The sequence below is a fragment of the Pseudomonas sp. GM_Psu_1 genome, from assembly GCF_026544185.1.
In the GTDB taxonomy this organism is placed as follows: Bacteria; Pseudomonadota; Gammaproteobacteria; order Pseudomonadales; family Pseudomonadaceae; genus Chryseomonas; species Chryseomonas oryzihabitans.
Genome location: NZ_JALNUX010000012.1, coordinates 117,634 through 136,482, shown reverse-complemented (window position 1 = coordinate 136,482; position 18,849 = coordinate 117,634). Strand labels below are relative to the sequence as shown.

The following is an 18,849-nucleotide window of genomic DNA, read 5'->3' as shown; positions in this document are numbered from 1 at the left end:
AAGCGAGAAGAGGAGCTCTACACCCGATCAGTCAGCGCGGAATATTGAGCAGCAGGGGGCGCCGGTAATTCAGTGGCAGGAGATACCCAGCGAATGACGGCCATTTTGAACGAACTCGTTTAGGTACGCTTGCGCGATCAGTGCGGTCACACTCTGCTCGCTTAGGAGAAGGGTGATTGCCAGTAGCATGGGCAAACCAGCGAAGACAGCCCACGGAATAAGCCACCTGAGTTTGAGGCGAAATTGAGCGGATTCGCTGCCCGCTGTAACGACATCGGTCGCGGTCATACAAAACTCCGATTTTAGACAGCTAATTCTAAGTGGCGCGGATGCTGGCATTCGCCATCTGGCTATAGCCTAGCGATTCCTCCGATGTCCCTCGATGCTTGGTGCGTCACCAAGTCTATGAATTTCGACAGTTGTGCCGCTGCTACCAAAGGCTGCGATACAGCTCGATCATCTCGGCCTCGCTGGGGACCCGCGGATTGTTGCCGGGCGAGCCGGAGGCGAGGGCCTGCCGCGCCATGGTCGGCATCAGCTCGAAGAACTGCTCGCGATCGATGCCGAATTGCTCGGGTGTCGGGACGTTCAATTCCTGGTTGATGGCTTCCAGCTCGGTGAGCAACTTCGCGACCGCCGCCTCGTCGCTGTCGGTCGCGCCGGCAACGCCCATGGCGCGAGCGCAGTCGGCGTAACGCGCCTGGGCTGCCGGAATGGAAAACGCCGTGATGGCGGGCAGCAGCATGGCGTTGGAAAGCCCGTGCGGCACATGGAAGAAGGCGCCGATAGGCCGGCTCATACCGTGTACCAGGGCGACTGACGCCGCGGAGAAGGCCATGCCCGCGAGGGTCGAGCCCAGCATCACGGCCTCACGGGCCGCGCGGTCGTCGCCCTGCTGATACACTCGGCGCAGGTTGGGGCCGATCAGGCGCATGGCCGCCAGGGCCTGGGCATCGCTGAACAGGTTGGCCTTCTTGCTGACGTAGGCTTCTATGGCGTGGGTGAGGGCGTCGATGCCGGTATCGGCGGTGACCCTCGGCGGCAAGCTCAACGTCAGCTCATAATCGACCAGTGCGGCCACCGGCATGAAGGCCGGCCCCACGCAGAGCATTTTCTCGTCGCTGGTCTCATCGGTGATGATGGTGAAGCGGGTGACTTCCGAGCCGGTTCCGGCCGTGGTTGGAATCGCGATGATCGGCAGGCCGGCTTCGGTCACGTTGCGCGGGAATTTGTAGTCGCGCATCTCGCCGCCGTGCTTGGCCAGGATGCCGATGGCCTTGGCGCTGTCGATCGGGCTGCCGCCACCGAGCGCGACGATGCTGTCGTAGCGGCCTTCGCGCGCCGTCGCTACACCTGACTGGATAGATGCCACGGTGGGCTCCGGCACGGTATCGGCGAAGACGTCGCAGGGCAGTCCGGCCTCGGCCAGGGCACTGCAGATACGCTCGGCGTAGCCCAGTTGGACCATCATCCGATCGGTGATGATCAGGGGGCGTTGGCAGCCGAGGCTGGCAAGGATCTGCGGAATCTGCGGGCTGGCGCCAGCGCCGGTCTGCAGGATGCGGGGAAGAATGCTGGTGTAGGTCATGATGAACTCACTGTCCGCGGCAGGAACGAGGACCCGCGCAAAGGTGGGCACTCGTTCGGTGAAAAATCGGCTATTCAGCAAGGCTCGGTTCGGTCAGGAACCGAGCTGTTCTCCCTCCCTCAGCTGGGGAGGTACTCCGCGCTCCAGCTTTCGCTGATCGCGCCTTCCTTCAGCAAGTTGTCGATCTGTTCGGCGCTGTAACCCAGGCTTTGCAGGACCTTGCGCGTCGAGGCGCCGAATTTTTCCGCCGGTGGCAACGCCCGGATAGGGGCGCTACGGGGCCGGATGGCATAGGGATCCAGCTGGGTGATCCGGTGACCACTGGGGTGGTCCTCGTACACGCTGAAGGAGTAGCTGCCGTTCGCGGTGCCCGGCAGACCATCCGCCTGGCGGCTGTAGCCTTGCCGCAGGCTATCGATGTTGTCCGGTACGGCTGCGGCGATGTTCGCGGCCTGCAGGCTGGCCTGCAGCGCGGCACCGGACATCTCACCGATCACCTGTTGCAGGTAGGTCTGGCGGTCGACCGCCGAAGCCAGGCCGGCGAAGCCGGGGAGGGCGCAGAGTCGCTCCAGGTCGCGCTCTTGCGCATCCAGATAGATCCAGCCATCGGCGGTCCGGTAGAAACGCGACAGTTCGCTGTAGCCCTTCACCTCACGCCCGGACGGCTCGTCGAAAGGCCCGCGGCCCGGGTAGTCGTAGCAGAACGGGATTTGCACCAGGTTACCCAGGGCGGCCAGCGAGGTACGGGCTCTATGGGCCTCGCCGTGGCGATGCTTGCGATACAGGGCCGTCGCGACGCCCAAGGCTGCGGCGAAGCCGCACATCACGTCGATGGTGCCGACGTGGGCATGCTCTTCCGGCGTGGCCATGCCGCCCCCGAAGCGCAGCATGATGCCCGTGGTGGCCTGAATCAGATCGTCGTAGCCGAGGTAGTCGGTCCGCGGGCCCCGGCGCGGCCCGCCGAAGCAGTCCAGCTGACAGAAGATCACCCCGGGATTGACCGCCTGCAGACTCGCCTCGTCCAGTCCCAGCGGCGCCAACTGGCGATCCGGGGCGTTCATGACGATGACGTCCACGCTGCGGACCAGTTGATTGAACACCTCGCGCCCTTCGGCATCGCGGAGATCGACCAGGATGCTTTCCTTGCCGCGTGCCGAGGAGAGGCCGAAGACGACGGTGTTCCAGGGATCGTAATTGGGCACCGCGGGATCGAGCTTGATCACCTCGGCGCCGAAGCGACCCAGGAAGGAGGTGGAATGCGGGCCGGCAATGACATTGGTGAGGTCGAGGATCTTCACCCCGTCGAGCCAGCCGCCAGCCGCCGTCGACGCGGGCGCCGGCAGCTCGGTCTGCGGGCGTTCCAGGAGCGTGGCCAAGGCTTCGGCGTAGGTGACATCACGGCGGGACACCGGCTTGAGCATGGATTCTGCGGTGCCTTCCAGCCAGGCCACCGGACCGGGCTGCTGCATGGCGCCGTACTCGCGGTCCACCACCTCGATGACCAGGCCGGCCGCGTTGGCGTGCTCGTCGTGCAGCCACTCCTGGGTGGAGCGATGGGGCGCGCCGGGGAAGCGGCCTTCGCCGAAGATCACTTCCCACTCGGCGGCAGTCTTGGTCAGGAACACCTCCTTCATTCGCGCCGAGATGCGCGCTGCCCAATCGGCCGGCAGCGGATACACGCCCAGCGAGGCGTTGCCCTCCCACTGATCGATGGGCAGGTAGGGGTCTGCCACTTTCGGCAGACCGGCAGCCAGCATCTCCTCGTAGAGCCCCATGGCCTGCAGGCAGCGCTTGGCGTGATCGCCATGGGACGGGCAGACCGCATAGAATTTCCGGCCATCAGCACACTCGTACGTGCGATAGAAGGGGTCGAGGTACTCTTGCAGATCCTCATAGCTGAGGTTCATCGGCAGGTTCTCGGCCTTGCGTCTTTCGCTTTCCTTCTCGCGCAGGGTCTTGTAGCGCAGCGGATAGCCATCGATCTTGATGGAGTTGTAGGAGAGGCCTTCCATCACCGCCGAAGCTAGCGGTACCTCGATTTCGTCGCCCAGGCCGCTCTTTTCCCGCGCCTGCAGCGCCAGCACCACCGCGGAAACCGCCAGCATGGTGCCGTAGGCGGAGGCCAGCGGCAGTGGCGAAAAGCTGGGGTTGATACCCATCAGCACGCGGTTCTGCCCCATGTCCGTGAACACTCCGGACGCGGAGGCGATGACGGCTTCGGTCGCCCGCCATTCGCGGCGCAGCTCATCGTTGCTGGCAAAGCCCGGGATCGACAGCGCGATCAGCTCGGGGTGGTCGCGCCGCAACTCGGCGAAATCCAGACCCAGGCCACTCATGACGCCGGGACGGAAGTTCTCGACCACGATGTCCGCGTGAGCGATCAGTTGCCGGGCTTGCTCCAGGCCTTCCGCGCTCTTGAGATCAAGGCGCAGGCAGAGCTTGTTGCGATTGAGCGTGGCATTGGCCGGGCTGGTCCACAGCGGACCTGTGGGCGGATCGATATGGATGACCGTGGCCCCGAGGTCGCCCAGGATCATCGCAACGGCGGGGCCCGCGATGTATTGGCCGAAGTCGACGACGTTGACGCCCTGAAGGGGGAGTTGCTTAGCCTGTCCCATGAGGTAACCCTACTGACAACCGAGAGCGTTCACCCGAGGCGCTCGGTTATTGTTGTTGTCGAGAAACACCCTCAATCGGTCAGTGGCCCGAGGTGTCTTGGGCTGACGATTTGAACGGTACTGTCAGAAAAATCGGCACACGGCGAAAGCAATAAAAAATGGCCCTAGGGGGCCATTTTTTTTATGGATCGGCTGGCTGGCTTATCGCTAATCGGGGGCTTCGCCACTGCCGAGCAATTCATCCCTGAACGTCAGGGCTTCCTGAGCAATCCAGGTCGCGAAGGCCGCCGCAGCGGGATTCATCAGGCTGTGGGCGGAATACACCAGGTAGAACGCCTCTTGCGTCACGATATCGTTGGCCAGCGGAGCGATCAGCCGACCAGACGCCAGCTGATGCTGGACCAATGACGAGCGCGCCAGGGCGACGCCCTGCCCGAGTTCGGCCATTTCCAGCGCTGAAATCAGGGTGTCGAACTGCAGGCCCTGGGACGAGTCGAGGTGCTCGGCGCCCTTGCGCTTGAGCCAGTAGCCCCAGCCTTCCTCGTAGCCCATCACGTGTAGCAGGTCGTGGTGCTTCAGGTCTTCGGGTTTCGCCAGCGGCTTCGCGGCCGTGGGCAAGGTGGGCGCGCAGACCGGCTGGAGGGTGTCCCAGGTCAGCCGTTCGGACTTGCGACCGGACCAACGTCCCTGACCATAGCGAATCTCCAGGTCGGCATCGGAATCGGCGTCTTCGACCCAGATGCTGCTGTCCACGCGCAGTTGGATAGTCGGGTACAGCGCCTTGAAGCGCGGCAGTCGGATCGCCAGCCAGTGGGTGAAGAACACCAGGCTGCTGCGAACGATCAGCACGCTCCGGTGGCCCTGGCCGAAAATTTCATCGGTTGCCGCCGCCAACCGCTCCACCGAATCCCGCACCACCGGGAAGTACGCCATCCCCAATTCGGTGAGTTCCAGCCCCCGCGGCAGCCGTTTGAACAGTACGGCTCCCAGTTGCGACTCCAGCGCCTTGAGCTGCTGGCTGATGGCGGCTTGGGTCAGGTTCAGCTCTTGGGCGGCGTGGGTGAAGTTCAGGTGGCGCGCCGATACCTCGAAGGCACGCAGCCAATTCAGTGGAGGAAGGCGTTTTTTCATGGCTCACTCGGTGGGCTGGCAGTTGGCACTAGGCGGTATCGGGCGCGGCGCTCCCGCCCTGGTCACTCTTGGGTATTGCGCAACTGTTGCACATCGTCTGACAGAAATCTTTGACTTTCGAGACGGTCGGTCTAAATACTAGGGCCATGACCGCGCTCAGCTCCCCTCCTCGCCGTGGCCGCCCTCCCAAGGTAGCGCGGACTGCCGATACCCGCGAAGCCTTGCTTCGCGTCGGCATGGCGATCTTCACCGAACAGGGCTTTTCGGCGACGGGCATCGACGCCGTGCTCAAGCAGGTCCAGGTTCCCAAAGGCTCGTTCTATCACTACTTCGCCAGCAAGGAAGCCTTTGGCCAGGAGGTCCTACAGGGCTACGCCGCCTATTTCGCTAAAAAGCTCGATCTGTGGTTTCTGGCGAGTGATGTCCCTCCGCTCGAGCGGCTGTGGAATTTCGTCCAGGACGCCAAGGCGGGCATGACCAAGCATGGCTTCCGCCGTGGTTGCCTGGTGGGCAATCTCGGTCAAGAGATCCTGGTGCTTCCAGAGAGTTTTCGTGCCCAGTTGGAGGCCGTCCTGGTGGATTGGCAGGCACGCCTGGCGCTGTGCCTGAGGGCGGCGGTCAAGGACGGTACGCTACCGGCGGGCACCGACTGTGACGCCCTGGCGGCCTTTTTCTGGATCGGCTGGGAGGGCGCCGTGCTGCGCGCGCGGCTGGCGCAGAATGCCACGCCGCTGGACATCTTCATCACGGGATACCTGGCTGGAATCACGCGATGATTTCTTTTGGTTCATTTTTAGACGATCGGTCTAAATAGGAGGCTGCATGTTCAAAGCCCTACTCATCGAGAAGCACGACGAGACGCCTCATGTCGGTATCGCCGAACTGGTCGACACCCAGCTGCCGGAAGGCGACGTGACGGTTCGGGTCCTCTACAGCACACTCAACTACAAAGATGCACTGGCCATTACGGGGCGCGGCCCGGTCGTTCGTCAGTTCCCCATGGTTCCCGGGATCGATTTCGCCGGCGTGGTCGAGGTCAGCTCGAATCCCCAGTACCAACCCGGCGACCAGGTCTTGCTCAATGGCTGGGGCGTGGGCGAGAACCACTGGGGTGGCCTGGCGGAGAAGGCGAGGGTGAAGGGCGAATGGTTGATTCCCCTGCCGCCTGCGCTGTCGGAGTTCCAGGCAATGGCCGTGGGGACTGCCGGCTATACCGCGATGCTCTGCCTGATGGCCTTGGAGCGCCACGGACTCACCCCGCAAAGCGGCCAGGTGCTGGTTACCGGGGCCACGGGCGGGGTGGGTAGCTTTGCCATTTCCCTGCTGGCCCGCCGCGGTTACTCGGTGATCGCTGTCACGGGCAAGCAACAGGAAGGGGAATACCTCCAGCGCCTGGGCGCCGAGTCCGTGATGGATCGGGCAGAACTCAGCGCGCCGGGTCGACCGCTCGGCAAGGAGCGCTGGGCGGCGGCCATCGATTCCGTCGGTAGCCATACCCTGGCCAACGTCTGCGCGGGAACCGCCGCCGAGGGTGCGGTCGCCGCCTGTGGCCTGGCGCAGGGAATGGACCTGCCCATGACGGTCGCGCCCTTCATCTTGCGCGGAGTGAGCCTGCTCGGCGTCAACAGCGTGACCCAACCCTATGAGCGGCGGGTGGAAGCTTGGCGGCGACTGGCCGAAGAACTCGACAGCGACCTGTTGCTCGCGATCAGCCGAGAGATCTCCCTGCAGGACGCCGTGTCCGTATCCGACGATCTGTTAAATGGGAAGGTCCGTGGACGAGTGGTGGTGAACCTGAGCCGTTGAGTTTCCGATTGGGTATCGACAGTCAGTCGCCCTGAACTCCGCTACTTCGCGGAGGCGATGGCTGTCGCTGCCAAGTCGCGAGATTTTTACTTGAACGTCCGAACACGTTTTCGCTCGATTGGAGAAGAAAATCGTCCTTCCCCAGTATTTTCTTATTGACGTGCCGCCGTTTCGTTATAAGGCCCTGCGTATGGGGTGATTTTGCCTTGAGTGTTTTCAGGCATAAATAAAATCAGCCCTAAGAGTTTGTTTTAATTGATCCATAAATAACTTTCACAGCGTTAGGATCAAGGATTTTATTTTTAATGAAAATAAGGATGGCGCGGCGTAAAGCATCTAAAAAATGTCGCAAATGGCACCTTTACGCCCTTTGTTTCTAGATATTTTTCAGGTACTTCGCATGCTCAGGTCCGAGTATGCGCTCTGTGTACGGATGTCGAAATTGACAAGGTGGGATGTAAATGGCTCAGATCTGGCGCGATAGCAGGTATGTGTTGGTGGGGAGCGCCATAATACTCACGCTGTCACTTGGGATTCGGCACGGTTTTGGATTGTTTCTTGCGCCTATGAGTGCCCAATTCGGCTGGGGGCGGGAGATTTTTTCATTCGCGATCGCGATGCAGAACTTGATCTGGGGGATTGCACAACCTTTTGCTGGCGCGCTGGCCGATCGCTATGGCGCGGGCAAGGTCGTCGCCATCGGAGGCTTGCTCTATGTCATCGGTCTGATCGGGATGAGCTTCTCCGATTCGCCGTCGACCCTGATGGTCAGTGCGGGTGTATTCATCGGCATCGGTCTTTCGGGCACCTCGTTCTCGGTGATCCTGGGCGTAGTGGCGCGGGCGCTGCCCCCGGAGAAACGCAGTACGGGAATGGGGTTGGCGAGCGCCGCGGGCTCCTTCGGCCAATTTGTGATGCTGCCGGGCTCTCTCGGATTGATTCAGGAAATCGGCTGGGACAAGGCACTATTGGTTCTGGCGCTCTTTGCATCGCTCATCATTCCCCTGGTCGCGATGTTGAAAGACCAACCGACCGAGCGGCAGTTGGGTGACCAGACGATGATGCAGGCGCTGCGCGCCGCGAGCTCCCATTCTGGATTTTGGCTGCTGACCTTTGGCTTCTTCGTCTGCGGCTTCCAAGTCGTCTTCATCGGCGTGCATCTACCCGCCTATCTGATGGACAAGGGGCTCACCACGCAAACCGGAACCACGGTTCTCGCACTCATCGGGCTGTTCAACATTTTTGGGACCTACACCGCGGGCTGGCTCGGTGGGCGCCTGTCCAAGCCCAAACTGCTGACGGCGCTCTATCTGTTGCGAGCGGTGGTGATCGTCGCCTTCGTCTCTTTCCCGGTGAGCAATGTGACGGCTTATCTATTCGGTATGGCCATGGGCTTTCTTTGGCTGTCCACCGTGCCCTTGACCAATGGCGTCATCGCTTCCGTATTTGGCGTGCGCAATCTGTCCATGCTGGGCGGACTCGTCTACTTCTTCCATCAGATCGGCGCCTTCCTCGGCGGTTGGGCCGGTGGCATGGCTTACGACATGACCGGCAGCTACGACTTGGTCTGGAAAGCGGCCGTGGTCCTCAGCCTGATCGCCGCAGCGGTCAATTGTGGCGTAAGAGAAAAAGCCGTTACGCCCTCGATCCCCAGGGTTTCCGTAAGCTAGACAGGCGAAGGCTGGTTACGGCGGTTGTTCGCAAAGGGTGAGCGCTCCTATGCTTGCCAATGCGCATAGGTGAAGCCATCGGACGCGATCACTATTGAGGCTGAGATATATCTGCCTGATCAGGAAACTCGTCGCCGCAGGGCAGGGCTATTCGGTCTTCGCCCGCGCAGTAGAGCAATGGGAGATTGGCTGCGGCGAATGGGTTGGCCGCGACATCGAGCGACCAGCCAAATGATCGACAGTAAGTTTGACGCGGCTCAGGAAGTGCCGCGGCAGTCGTCTGTCCTTAGCTGGTAGAAGATCGTGCTGGAGACCCGAGAGCGGGTCACCGTGGACAACCGCAAGGAGGCGAGAAACAGGCTACCATTTACTCCTGGCCCGCCTGCTGCCCTATGCCCCGCCGCGTTAGCTCTCCTCCTGCCTCCTGTCTTGCCGTAGCGGATAGGGCACTTACTGATTAGCCGATGGGCAGTTCACCGGTCACGATGGCGGTGACGATGAACAGGCCAAACATTGGTAGCGACCACTTGAAAAATTCCTTCTGGTACTCGCCGAAGGTCATTTCCGTTCGATTCATCAGCAGGAACAGCCAGGCGACGGTGGGACTCGCATAACGCAGGGCCTGCCCCATGAATGAGGCCACGCCGATCTCGGTGGGGGTGATGCCGAACTGATAGGCGATGGGCGCCACCACCGGCAGGATGCCGAAGTAGTAGGCGTCCACCGGCAGCGCATAGCAGGCGATGGCGCCGAGGAAGGCGAAGGCTAGCGCCGTATGGCTGCCCATGGACTCGGGAATCAATCCGGCGATGCTGGTGGCCACCGCGGCGGCCATGCCGCTGCCGTTGAAGATGCCGAGGAAGCAGCCCGCCGCCAGAATGATGGACGCGACGGCGATGGCGTCACCGCCATTGGCCGTGATGCGCTCGCGCTGTTCGGTGGCGCTGTAGTTCACGGCCAGGGCGATGGCGGTTCCCAGCATGAAAACGATGGCGCCACTGGCCCAGCCGGCCAGCAGCGTGACCAGCATGATCACGGTCAGCGCCAGGTTGAACAGGAAGAGGCGGGGGCGCTTGAATTCCCGGTCGTTCTCCTGGATGACGGTGACCATATCCTCGATCTGCTGCTGCGTGACGATGGCGTGTTCGCCGGGGATGTAGCCGAGCCGCGCGCGTTCCTTGCGCCCCATCAGATAGGCCATGCAGAACACATAGACGAAGGACACCCCCAGGATCGGCAGGATCGCCACGAAGAGGGTGTTCACCTCCACGTTCAGCACCGCGGCGGCACGTGCCAGCGGGCCGCCCCAGGGCAGGCAGTTGCCCAGGCCGCAGGGCAGGATGATGAGCATGGCCAGGTTCGACAGCTTCAGCCCCATCTGCTTGTACAGCGGCAGGAAGGCGCTGGTGATGATCAGGATGGTGGTAGTGCCATCGCCGTCTAGGGTCACCACCGAGGAGGTGAAGGCCGTCACCAGGATGATCTTCAGGGGATCACCGTTGGCCTTGCGGATGAGATAGGTACACAGCGGATCGAACAGCCCCACGTTCATCATCAGGCTGAAGTAGAGGATGGCGAAGAGGATCATCACCGTGGGGTTGACCGTGCCCAGCGCCACCTTGCCGCTCTGGCTGTTGGAGTAGAACAGGCCTTCGCGAATCCAGGTGACCAGGGATTCGAAGGGGATGCCGTTGGCGAGGCAGGCCAGGGCGCCGGCGGCCAGGGAGACCACGATCAGGCCAGTGAAGGGTGACAGCTTCTGCCGGATGACCAGAAACAGAAAGGCGATGATCAGCGCATAGCCGAGGAAGGTCAGCATTCGGAGCAACTCCCAGTCTTATTGTTATCGGGACGCGAAACGAGTGGAGCGGGAGGAGTCCTGGTGGTGGACTCCTCGGGCGACGGTCAGCGCTTTTCCAATAGCGCGGTCACCCAGTCCGGCGCCAGCGGCGGCAGGGGCTCACCCTGGGCACGACAGCGGGCATAGTCGGCGATGACCGTGCGGCGTTGCGCCTCGTAGGCGTCCTTCTTCTCCGCGGCTTCGAGCACTTCCAGCAGACGCGCGCGGGGCACCACGGTGATGCCGTCGTAGTCGCCGAAGACCAGATCGCCCGGGGCGACCTCGACCCCCGCGCACTGGACCGGCACGTTGATCCGACCCGGTCCATGCTTGGCCGGGCTGCGCTGCATGAAGCCCTTGGCGTAGATCGGGATGTCCAGCTCCGCCAGCGGGCGCCGGTCGCGCACGCAGCCATCGACCACCAGACCCGCGAGACCCACCGCCTGGGCGGCCCCGGCCATCAGGTCGCCCAGATAGGCACGCTCCTGGTTCGCCTTGCCGGCCACCACCAGCACATAGCCCGGTTGCCCCTGGTAGATGGCGACATGGATGGGAAAGTTGTCGCCATCCTCGGTATCCACGGTGCAGGCAGTGCCCAGCAGAAGCTTGTCCGGGTCCAGCGGCAGCAGATCGGCGTCCATGCAGCCGCTGCGGGGGATGCCCAGGCTCTGCATGCCATCGCACAGCTGCGCCGGGCTGAGCGCGCGAAAGCGCTCGAGCAGCGAGGCGGGAATGAGTTCGGGTAGCGGCAGGTACTGATCGGTGTTCATCGCGACGGCTCCTGTTGGGCGCGGGTGAAATGGGCGATGGCAGTGCGGTAGTCCAGCTCGCTGCCCCCGGGGCCGAGTTCGGCGTGCCAGTCCTGCTGCGCCAGTTTCAGCAGTTGATCGCGGGTCGCGATGGACATGCTGGCCTCTACGCCCACCGCCTGCAGGGTCGCGACGACGTCGTCCAGTTCGGCGGCGCGGCGTTTGGCATGGATGAGCGTGCGGGCGGTGAAGGTGTCGGCCAGTTGCGTCACCGTCTTGCCATCAAGGGACTCGCTGAGGGAGGCGACCAGGGTGTCGAGCACCCCGAAGCGCTCGGCCGCCTGAAAGGATTCGAGGAATAGTTGCGGCAACCCCTTCATCACCACGCTCTTGAGCATCTTGATGGCCGAGGCGGCGCCGGGCTCGGCCTCCAGCACGGTGAGGCGCATGCCATAAGGGGTAAGGGCGGCGGCGAAGGCCGGCGCCGCGCTGCCAGCCAGCAGCATCGGGACGCGGTGATTGTTACCCGGCACGGTGCCCATCACGGCGCAATCGCAAAAGCCAACACCGGCGGCCCGTGGCAGACGCTCGATGCGCTGCTTGACCGAAGGCGCAGCGGAATTCAGGTCCAGGTAGTCCTGGCCTGCGGTCAGCAATGGCAAGATGCGCTCAGCAAGGACCAGGGCGCTGCTCGCGCTGGTGAGGCAGAGTACGAAGCGCGCTGCCTGGCAGGCTTGCTCGGGGCTGTCGAACAGTTCCACCCCGGCCTGGGCAGCGCGCTGCCGGATCAGCGGGCCCGCCTTGGCATCGTCGCGATAGGCGTCGTAGGCGCCCAGTTGCAGTCCTTCCGCGGCGCCCAGGCCGAGGGCCAGGTGATAGGCGGCCTCGCCGAAGCCTATGAAGACCATTTTCATCGCCAGCTACCTTCTTGGTGTTGTTTGCCCAGTAGCGGCGCAAGTCCTGTGCCAGATCGCTCGGCAGTGTCAGGCCGAACTGAAATGATCTTTGCAATCAACTGGATAAGCGGAAGTCGTGGTTCTTTCGCCGAACACTGCTAAGCGAAAGTCATGGCGCGGACTTGCAAAAGCTTTCAAGCTGGTGAAAGGCCTGAAACAGGAAGAACGTCAATGAATGCCGAGCCAAACCCGTCTGTGTCCGCCGGTCTGTCCGGTAGAATCGCCATCATCGCACCCTCGCGCACCCTTACCCTGACCATGCAAGCGTTGCTCGCCCGGCGTGGATTGGCGCTGCCCGTAGTGGAAGCGGTACAGGGCGACGCCCTGCGTACCGCCCAGCACCTGCTGGACCAGGGCGCCGTGGTCCTGATCAGCCGTGGCAAAACGGCCCACCGCCTGCGAGAGCACTTTCGCGTGCCGGTGGTGGAGCTCAGGCACACCTTCTTCGATTGCATCAATGCCTATCGGCAGGCGTCGCGCATCTCACCTCGGGTCGCCTTTCTTGCCACCTCGGACGGCTACGCGCGGATTCTCGCCAGATCCCACCCCTTCATGCCCGATGCGCACATCTGCGTGATAGATCCGCTCGCCAGCAGTCACGAGATCGATGCCCGCCTGGACGAACTGCAGGGCCAGGGCATCGAGGTCACCATCGGCGGGCTGTCCTTCGCCGATGCCGTCACCGCCCGCGGTCTGCATTTCGTGATGTCCGATACCGATGGCGACGCTGCCGCCGAGGCCCTCGACGAAGCCCTGCATCTGCTCCGGATCGAGGATGAGCGCCGCGGGCAGCGCCAGGAACTGCAGCGTCGCTACGAGCTGATCCAGGCAATCCTCGATTGCGTGTCCGAAGGTATCTTCAGCGTCGACGGCGCGGGCCGGGTGACCCGTCTGAACCAGGTCGCGCAGTCCTACATGGGGGATCTCGCCTGTGGCGATCTCATCCTCGACCTGCCCATCGGGCGCTATTTCGAGCCGGCGTTGCAGCAGGGGAAGGCGGTTCGCGGAGCCTTGCTGGACATCGGCCGCCACTCCCTGACGCTGAGCATCGCCCCCGTTGAGCTGGATGACCAGGTCATCGGCGCGGTCGCCACCCTGCAGAAGCAGACGGACATCAGGACCCTGGAGCGCAAGATGCGGCGAGCGCTCGCCGGCCAGCACCTGGCGCGGCGCACCTTCGCCGATATCGTCGGCAGCAGTCCCGCCCTGCAGCGGGCGAAGCGGCTGGCCCAGGCTTACGCCAGCGCTGACAGCACCCTGATCATCGAAGGCGAGACCGGTACCGGCAAGGAACTTTTCGCCCAGAGCATCCACAATGCCTCGGCGCGCCGCCATGGCCCCTTCGTGGCCATCAATTGCGCTGCCTTCGCCCCAGGAGTGCTGGAAAGCGAGCTGTTCGGCTACGTCCGGGGCGCCTTCACCGGGGCGTCCAGCGAGGGCCGTATCGGCGTCTTCGAGCTGGCCCATACCGGTACGCTGTTCCTCGACGAGATCAGCGAAACCTCCGCGGATATCCAGCTCAAACTGCTGCGCACCCTGCAGGAGCGGCAAGTCGTCCGCATCGGCGACCATAAGGTCACGCCGGTGGACATCCGCATCATCACGGCCAGCAACAAACCCTTGCTTGAGCAGGTCGCCAAGGGGTTGTTCCGGGAAGATTTCTACTACCGGCTCTGCGTCCTGCGCCTGACGCTGCCACCGTTGCGCGAGCGCCGTGACGACCTGCCTGAATTGCTGGACCGGCTCCTGGCCGAGCCCTCCGCGGTGACCCGGGCACTCACCCAGACCTTGCTGACTCGACTCGCCGACTACCCGTGGCCAGGCAACGTGCGCCAGCTCGCCAATCTGGTCGAGCGCCTGGGCGTCATGCTCTCCTGCGACCTACCCGCCGACGAGTTGCTCGACGAGCTGCTCGGCGACCTGCCCCAGCCCGAGGTGTCCCCGCCGGCAGCACGGGCGGCCGCGTTACCCGACGAGCGCGCGATCCTGCATGCGGCCCTCAGCGCCGTGGGGGGTAATCGCAAGCAGGCCGCGGCCCGGCTCGGCATCAGCACGGCGACCCTCTGGCGGCGGATGCGGCGCTATCTGGATGAGGATCCCGCCTGCTTCGATGGGAGTCGCTACAGCACGCCTTGAGAGCTACATATGCTCATCGGGCAATGTATCCAAGCGTGATGAATCGTGTGCAGGTCCGGCTGCACGCGGAATATAAATATACCACCCCTGCACACATCCACCACTCCAACCCCCTGCACCCCCTCCGCCCGGGCTCCCCCCACCGACCACTCGCGCCCCGCGCGCGACAGAAGGGAAAGGGAAGGAAAAAAGAGAAGGAGAGAAGGAAAGGGGCAAAGTGGCCTCGGGTTGGAAGGGGGAAACGTTGAATAGGGGCTTGCGTTGTACAGGGGTGGTATAATTCTTTGGTTGGGAACGTCGCCCGTGAGGAGGGCACCGCCATGTATGAAGGGATCCAGCGTGCGCACCAGGTGCTCGTCGAGCAGCTGGCCAGCTTCAATTCGACCTGGCCAGGGTTGGTGGTCGACGGCCGCGTTTGGCAGGTGCCGCTGCTGAACGAGCAGAAGACGCCCGACGTCCTCGAGGTCCAGGAGGTCCGCGGCCAGGGGGCGATCGCGCTGGCCACTGCGGCCTTGGCCAGCCACCAGCGCGACGTTGGCCAAGCCGCCGGCACCGTCATGCGCCTGCCGGGCTACTTCCGCCTGCAGGCGAGCGTGCTGCCGCAGGTGTTGGCCATCAATGCGAGCAAGCAGGTGGTCACCGACGAGATCGAGGCGCTCCGGCTCGCCCTAGGCTACACCCCCGAGATGCGGCCGCGGCTCTTGCGGCGCGCCCTGGGCGCCGGCGTCACCACCAAGCAGCTGCAACGTACCATCCATGCCTTCGACGGTGCTCCGCGGCGGATCTCGTTCACCTGGGCGGGCCACACCACCAGCAACCAGCGGATACCGGTGGCCACCGTGCGCGAGCAGCTGCAGGCGGAGGCCGAGAGTAGAGCGCAGCAGCAGGGGATACCGCTTGAGCAAACGCCCGAGTACCAAGACCTACGCACCATCGCGAACCTGGCGGACGACCAGGTGCTAATCAAGCACAAGGTCGTGGCGCCCCATCCGCGCTGCACGCTCTGGTTCGGGGAGCGCGGCGAGAAGTGGGACGCCATCATCAAGGCCAATCTGCCGGTGTTCGTGCTCGCCGGCGAGGCCGAGCCGAAGGTTTCGGCGCTGGGCGACTTCGATCGTGCGGCCCGCGGCCGCCAGCGCGGCGATGTGAAGGCGCGCGCTGAGGTCTGGGCGGAGCGCAACCTCTACCTACCCACCGGTGGCCAGCGGTCAGATGTGGAGGCCGGTGATCGGTTACCGCTCAAGACGCCGTCTACGTATCGGCTCGGTGGTATCACCTACGAGTCACAGGCCTAGTACCTGAGCTTGAGCGCGGCTCTGCGAAAGGATGATTGGGACGGTGATTCAGGCGATTCTAATAGGTCCAGCCGGCATAGGCTTGCTTGGGTGCCCGCCACGATTGCTAGGCGCCGCCATCATCAAAGTAATCACCGTCACCAGGGTTGAAAGACCGACCGGGAGCTCCCTTCGTCGCAACCGATCAGCCCATCGCATTCGCAACTGTGCCTCCTATTTCCGGCCTCCAAATACCGCTGAAGATGGACAGCTTCGCAGCAAATACCTTTCAACCGAACATCTATACGTTCTGGAGCCGCTGCTTGACTCCTGAGTGTCCCTCTAGCACAGCGTAATCTCCCTGGGAAGCTGGCTGCCCTAAGCTTCAAGATCTAGCGCCTGCTAAATATGAAAGCGATTCACGAGTCCCTGCAGGTCCACTGCCAGCCGTGATAGCTCGTGGCTCGCGGCGTTGGTCTGCCCAGCACCGTCGGCGGACTGGGTGGACAGATCGCGGATATTGACCAGATTGCGATCCACTTCCCGGGCCACCTGCGCCTGCTCTTCAGCCGCGCTGGCGATCACCAGGTTGCGCTCGTACATCTCGCCGATGCGGCTGTTGATCTCTTCCAACGCCACCCCGGCGGTTTCTGCCAAGGCACGCGTGGCCAAGGCGCGCTGACTGCTGCTGTGCATAGAGCCCAGGGCATGACTGGCGCCACTGCGCATGCTCGAGACCATCTGCTCGATCTCCAGGGTAGACTGCTGGGTACGGCTGGCTAACGCACGTACCTCATCGGCGACCACCGCGAAACCGCGCCCGGCCTCGCCGGCCCGTGCCGCCTCGATAGCTGCATTGAGCGCCAGCAAATTGGTCTGCTCGGCGATGGCTCGAATGACGTCGAGCACCTTGCCGATGTCTTGGGACTGCACAGCGAGCTGCTGAACCAGCGTTCCAGTAGCGGAAACCTCGTCGGACAAGGCGGCGATGGCATCCAGGGTGTCGGCGACCCGAGTCTGGCCCTGCTGCGCAGCTTGGCTGGAGGCCCGCGAGGCCTCGGATGTAGACACGGCGTTGCGCGCCACCTCGTCCACCGCGGTGCTCATCTCGGTGACGGCCGTGGCAGCCTGTTCGAGCTCATCGTTCTGCTGCTGCAAGCCTTGACGAGCGGCCTCCGTGACCGCATTGAGCTCTTCGGCGGCAGTCGCCAGCTGGGTGGACGAGCCGGCAATACGCGAGAGGGTCTCGCGCAGCTGCGCCTGCATCTGCTGCAGAGCACGCTGCAGTTCGCTCACTTCATCGCGGCCTTGCACGGCCAGGGTCTGCGTCAGGTCGCCCTGGGCGACGCGGCGGGCAGCCAGCAGCGCTTCGCGCAGCGGTCCGACGATGCTGCGGGTCAATAGCCAGGCCATGAGTACCGTGGCCAGGGCGGCCAGGGCGATCACCGCGATGACGATCAGCCGGGAGGCGTCGTAGCGCTCCGCCGAAATCCTGCCGTCGCGCTCGATACCCTCGGCATAGAAGTCGCCCAACTCGCCCAGCTGCTTGCCGGTACCGTCCACCACCGGCTTCATGTCTACCAACGTCAGCTTGTTGAGCGCCGCGGTATCGCCACGGCGGGCCAGGGCGAAGGACTCGGCCATGCCCTGCTGGTAGGTGGCGAAGTCACGCTTGAAAAGGTCCCAGCGCTGATGTTCCTCGGGGGTATCGACAAAGACCTCATAGGCCTTGATGCCGTCCATGAGCACCTTGTTACGCGCCTCGTACTGGCCGACATAGGTGTCGATGTTGCGCGGATCCGGGTCCAGTGCCAGACGCAGGGAGATGGTACGGATGCGCAGCATGTTCTCGCGGATGGCGTCCACCGCGCGAATGCTCGGTACCCAGTCGCGCTCAGTGACGACCTGACGTTCGCGGATACCCGCCATCTGCGCCAGGGAAAACAATCCGAGAAAAGCCACCATCAGGGCGATCAGCCCGAAGCCCAGGGCGGCGCGGGGCGCGATGTTGCAATTGCGTAAAAGCATGGAATTCTCCGTGGCCTTTGGCCCTATTGTTGTCTGACAACTCGTTTCGGCCGATAAGCAGAAACCTTGAGTAGCTGATACAAGCTCGAACAAAGGCTTGGCGGCCAACAGGTTCAAGACCGAAAGGGTCGCCAGCCAGGCTGCGATCACAGCGGCTAAAAAACTATCAGGAAGTTGATCAAGCCGCCGGCATCGTCATGCGCCTGCCCGACCACCCCTGCCTGCAGGCGAGCGTGCTGCCGCAGATGTTGGCCTTCAATGCGACCAAGCAGGTGGTCACCGAAGAGATCGAGGCGCTTCGGGTCGCCTTGGGCTACACGCCTGAAATGCGGCCGCGGCTCTTGCGGCGTGCCCTGAGCGACGGCGTCACCACCAAGCAGCTGCAGCGCACCATCCACGCCTTCGACGATGCTCCGCGGCGGATCTCGTTCACCTGGGCTGGCCACACAACCAGCAATCACCGGATACCGGTGGCCATCGTGCACGAGCAGCTGCATGCGGAGGCAAAGAGTAGGGCGCAGCAGCAGGGGGTACCGCTTGAGCAAACGCCCGAGTACCAGGATCGGCGCACGATCGCGAACCTGGCGGAAGACCAGGTACTGATCAAGCACAAGGTCGTCGCCCCGCACCCGCGATGCACGCTCTGGTTCGGTGAGCGCAGCGGGAAGTGGGACACCATCATCAAGGCCAACCTGCCGGCGTTTCTGCTCGCCGGCGAAGCTGAGCCGAAGGTCTCGGCGCTGAGCGACTTCGATCGAGCGGCCCGCGGCCGGCAGCGCGGCGATAAGACGGCGCGGGCGGAGGTCTGGGCAGAGCGCAATCTTTACTTGCCGACTGATGAAAAACGGACGCAGGTGGAGAATGGCGATTTGGTGCAACTCAAGACGCCTTCCACCTATCGGCTAGGCGGCATCTCCTACTTGTTCCCTTCCTAGCCTATAGCTCGCCATCTATCTCGGCAGCCCTATGCTCATGCGGGCGAGAGACAAAGACAGCGAATCTACCGCTTTGAAATCTGCTCCGCGCTGGTGCGAAGCCGCCCGATATCCGCAA

At 63.3% G+C, this 18,849-nt stretch carries 14 protein-coding genes; 6 read left to right on the top strand and 8 right to left on the bottom strand.

The features are described 5' to 3' along the window. Nucleotides 1–69: 69 nt before the first annotated feature. From OXS31_RS19025 to gcvA, 4 genes are all read right to left on the bottom strand, one after another. Nucleotides 70–288, bottom strand: coding sequence for a CbtB-domain containing protein (locus OXS31_RS19025; protein WP_267401381.1), 219 nt, complete (start codon nt 286–288; stop codon nt 70–72). Nucleotides 289–430: 142 nt separating this feature from the next. Next, nucleotides 431–1,588, bottom strand: a complete 1,158-nt coding sequence (locus tag OXS31_RS19020) for an iron-containing alcohol dehydrogenase (RefSeq protein ID WP_267401380.1) — start codon at nt 1,586–1,588, stop codon at nt 431–433. Nucleotides 1,589–1,707: 119 nt separating this feature from the next. Next, entirely contained in the window at nt 1,708–4,206 is a 2,499-nt protein-coding gene (locus OXS31_RS19015; RefSeq protein ID WP_267401378.1) for a CoA transferase, read from the bottom strand. Nucleotides 4,207–4,413: 207 nt separating this feature from the next. Then, the gene (gcvA, locus tag OXS31_RS19010) at nt 4,414–5,337 is read right to left on the bottom strand and encodes a transcriptional regulator GcvA (RefSeq protein WP_267401377.1); all 924 of its coding nucleotides are present in this window, start codon (nt 5,335–5,337) and stop codon (nt 4,414–4,416) included. Between the two features lie 146 nt (nt 5,338–5,483). On the opposite strand from gcvA, the gene OXS31_RS19005 reads away from it, so the two are divergent. From OXS31_RS19005 to OXS31_RS18995, 3 genes are all read left to right on the top strand, one after another. Then, nucleotides 5,484–6,113, top strand: a complete 630-nt coding sequence (locus OXS31_RS19005; protein ID WP_267401376.1) for a TetR/AcrR family transcriptional regulator — start codon at nt 5,484–5,486, stop codon at nt 6,111–6,113. 46 nt (nt 6,114–6,159) lie between these two features. Beyond that, complete coding sequence (locus OXS31_RS19000) at nt 6,160–7,143, top strand: MDR family oxidoreductase (RefSeq protein WP_267401375.1); 984 nt, start codon at nt 6,160–6,162, stop codon at nt 7,141–7,143. A gap of 461 nt (nt 7,144–7,604) precedes the next feature. Continuing rightward, on the top strand, nt 7,605–8,813 hold the full coding sequence (locus OXS31_RS18995) for an MFS transporter (protein ID WP_267401374.1): 1,209 nt from the start codon (nt 7,605–7,607) through the stop codon (nt 8,811–8,813). A 457-nt stretch (nt 8,814–9,270) separates the two neighbouring features. On the opposite strand, the gene OXS31_RS18990 is transcribed toward OXS31_RS18995, so the two are convergent. The 3 genes from OXS31_RS18990 to OXS31_RS18980 form a co-directional block, all read right to left on the bottom strand. Beyond that, nucleotides 9,271–10,632, bottom strand: a complete 1,362-nt coding sequence (locus OXS31_RS18990; protein ID WP_267401373.1) for a citrate:proton symporter — start codon at nt 10,630–10,632, stop codon at nt 9,271–9,273. An 86-nt stretch (nt 10,633–10,718) separates the two neighbouring features. After that, the gene (locus OXS31_RS18985; RefSeq protein WP_267401372.1) at nt 10,719–11,423 is read right to left on the bottom strand and encodes a hypothetical protein; all 705 of its coding nucleotides are present in this window, start codon (nt 11,421–11,423) and stop codon (nt 10,719–10,721) included. Then, complete coding sequence (locus OXS31_RS18980; RefSeq protein WP_267401371.1) at nt 11,420–12,316, bottom strand: DUF1932 domain-containing protein; 897 nt, start codon at nt 12,314–12,316, stop codon at nt 11,420–11,422. Before OXS31_RS18980 ends, OXS31_RS18985 begins: the two co-directional genes overlap by 4 nt. Nucleotides 12,317–12,529: 213 nt before the next feature. Here OXS31_RS18980 and OXS31_RS18975 point away from each other — a divergent pair, with 213 nt between their 5' ends. Then, nucleotides 12,530–14,494 carry a sigma 54-interacting transcriptional regulator gene (locus OXS31_RS18975; protein WP_267401370.1) on the top strand — a complete coding sequence of 655 codons (1,965 nt, stop codon included), beginning with the start codon at nt 12,530–12,532 and terminating at the stop codon, nt 14,492–14,494. Nucleotides 14,495–14,814: 320 nt separating this feature from the next. After that, nucleotides 14,815–15,789: a replication terminus site-binding protein gene (locus OXS31_RS18970; RefSeq protein ID WP_267401368.1), complete on the top strand. Its 975-nt coding sequence runs from the start codon at nt 14,815–14,817 to the stop codon at nt 15,787–15,789. Nucleotides 15,790–16,170: 381 nt separating this feature from the next. Here the strand turns inward: OXS31_RS18970 and OXS31_RS18965 are convergent, their stop codons facing one another. Continuing rightward, nucleotides 16,171–17,796, bottom strand: a complete 1,626-nt coding sequence (locus tag OXS31_RS18965) for a methyl-accepting chemotaxis protein (protein WP_267401367.1) — start codon at nt 17,794–17,796, stop codon at nt 16,171–16,173. Nucleotides 17,797–17,993: 197 nt separating this feature from the next. On the opposite strand from OXS31_RS18965, the gene OXS31_RS18960 reads away from it, so the two are divergent. After that, nucleotides 17,994–18,731 carry a replication terminus site-binding protein gene (locus OXS31_RS18960; protein ID WP_267401366.1) on the top strand — a complete coding sequence of 246 codons (738 nt, stop codon included), beginning with the start codon at nt 17,994–17,996 and terminating at the stop codon, nt 18,729–18,731. Nucleotides 18,732–18,849 lie beyond the last annotated feature (118 nt).

What these genes read in the sequence shown, in the direction of transcription:
- OXS31_RS18960 (WP_267401366.1), top strand. Translation starts at nt 17,994, where the DNA reads ATGCGCCTGCCCGACCACCCCTGCCTGCAGGCGAGCGTGCTGCCGCAG.
- OXS31_RS18970 (WP_267401368.1), top strand. Translation starts at nt 14,815, where the DNA reads ATGTATGAAGGGATCCAGCGTGCGCACCAGGTGCTCGTCGAGCAGCTG.
- OXS31_RS18975 (WP_267401370.1), top strand. Translation starts at nt 12,530, where the DNA reads ATGAATGCCGAGCCAAACCCGTCTGTGTCCGCCGGTCTGTCCGGTAGA.
- OXS31_RS19005 (WP_267401376.1), top strand. Translation starts at nt 5,484, where the DNA reads ATGACCGCGCTCAGCTCCCCTCCTCGCCGTGGCCGCCCTCCCAAGGTA.
- OXS31_RS18990 (WP_267401373.1), bottom strand. Translation starts at nt 10,632, where the DNA reads ATGCTGACCTTCCTCGGCTATGCGCTGATCATCGCCTTTCTGTTTCTG.
- OXS31_RS18985 (WP_267401372.1), bottom strand. Translation starts at nt 11,423, where the DNA reads ATGAACACCGATCAGTACCTGCCGCTACCCGAACTCATTCCCGCCTCG.
- OXS31_RS19020 (WP_267401380.1), bottom strand. Translation starts at nt 1,588, where the DNA reads ATGACCTACACCAGCATTCTTCCCCGCATCCTGCAGACCGGCGCTGGC.
- OXS31_RS19000 (WP_267401375.1), top strand. Translation starts at nt 6,160, where the DNA reads ATGTTCAAAGCCCTACTCATCGAGAAGCACGACGAGACGCCTCATGTC.
- OXS31_RS19025 (WP_267401381.1), bottom strand. Translation starts at nt 288, where the DNA reads ATGACCGCGACCGATGTCGTTACAGCGGGCAGCGAATCCGCTCAATTT.
- OXS31_RS18980 (WP_267401371.1), bottom strand. Translation starts at nt 12,316, where the DNA reads ATGAAAATGGTCTTCATAGGCTTCGGCGAGGCCGCCTATCACCTGGCC.
- OXS31_RS18965 (WP_267401367.1), bottom strand. Translation starts at nt 17,796, where the DNA reads ATGCTTTTACGCAATTGCAACATCGCGCCCCGCGCCGCCCTGGGCTTC.
- OXS31_RS18995 (WP_267401374.1), top strand. Translation starts at nt 7,605, where the DNA reads ATGGCTCAGATCTGGCGCGATAGCAGGTATGTGTTGGTGGGGAGCGCC.
- OXS31_RS19015 (WP_267401378.1), bottom strand. Translation starts at nt 4,206, where the DNA reads ATGGGACAGGCTAAGCAACTCCCCCTTCAGGGCGTCAACGTCGTCGAC.
- gcvA (WP_267401377.1), bottom strand. Translation starts at nt 5,337, where the DNA reads ATGAAAAAACGCCTTCCTCCACTGAATTGGCTGCGTGCCTTCGAGGTA.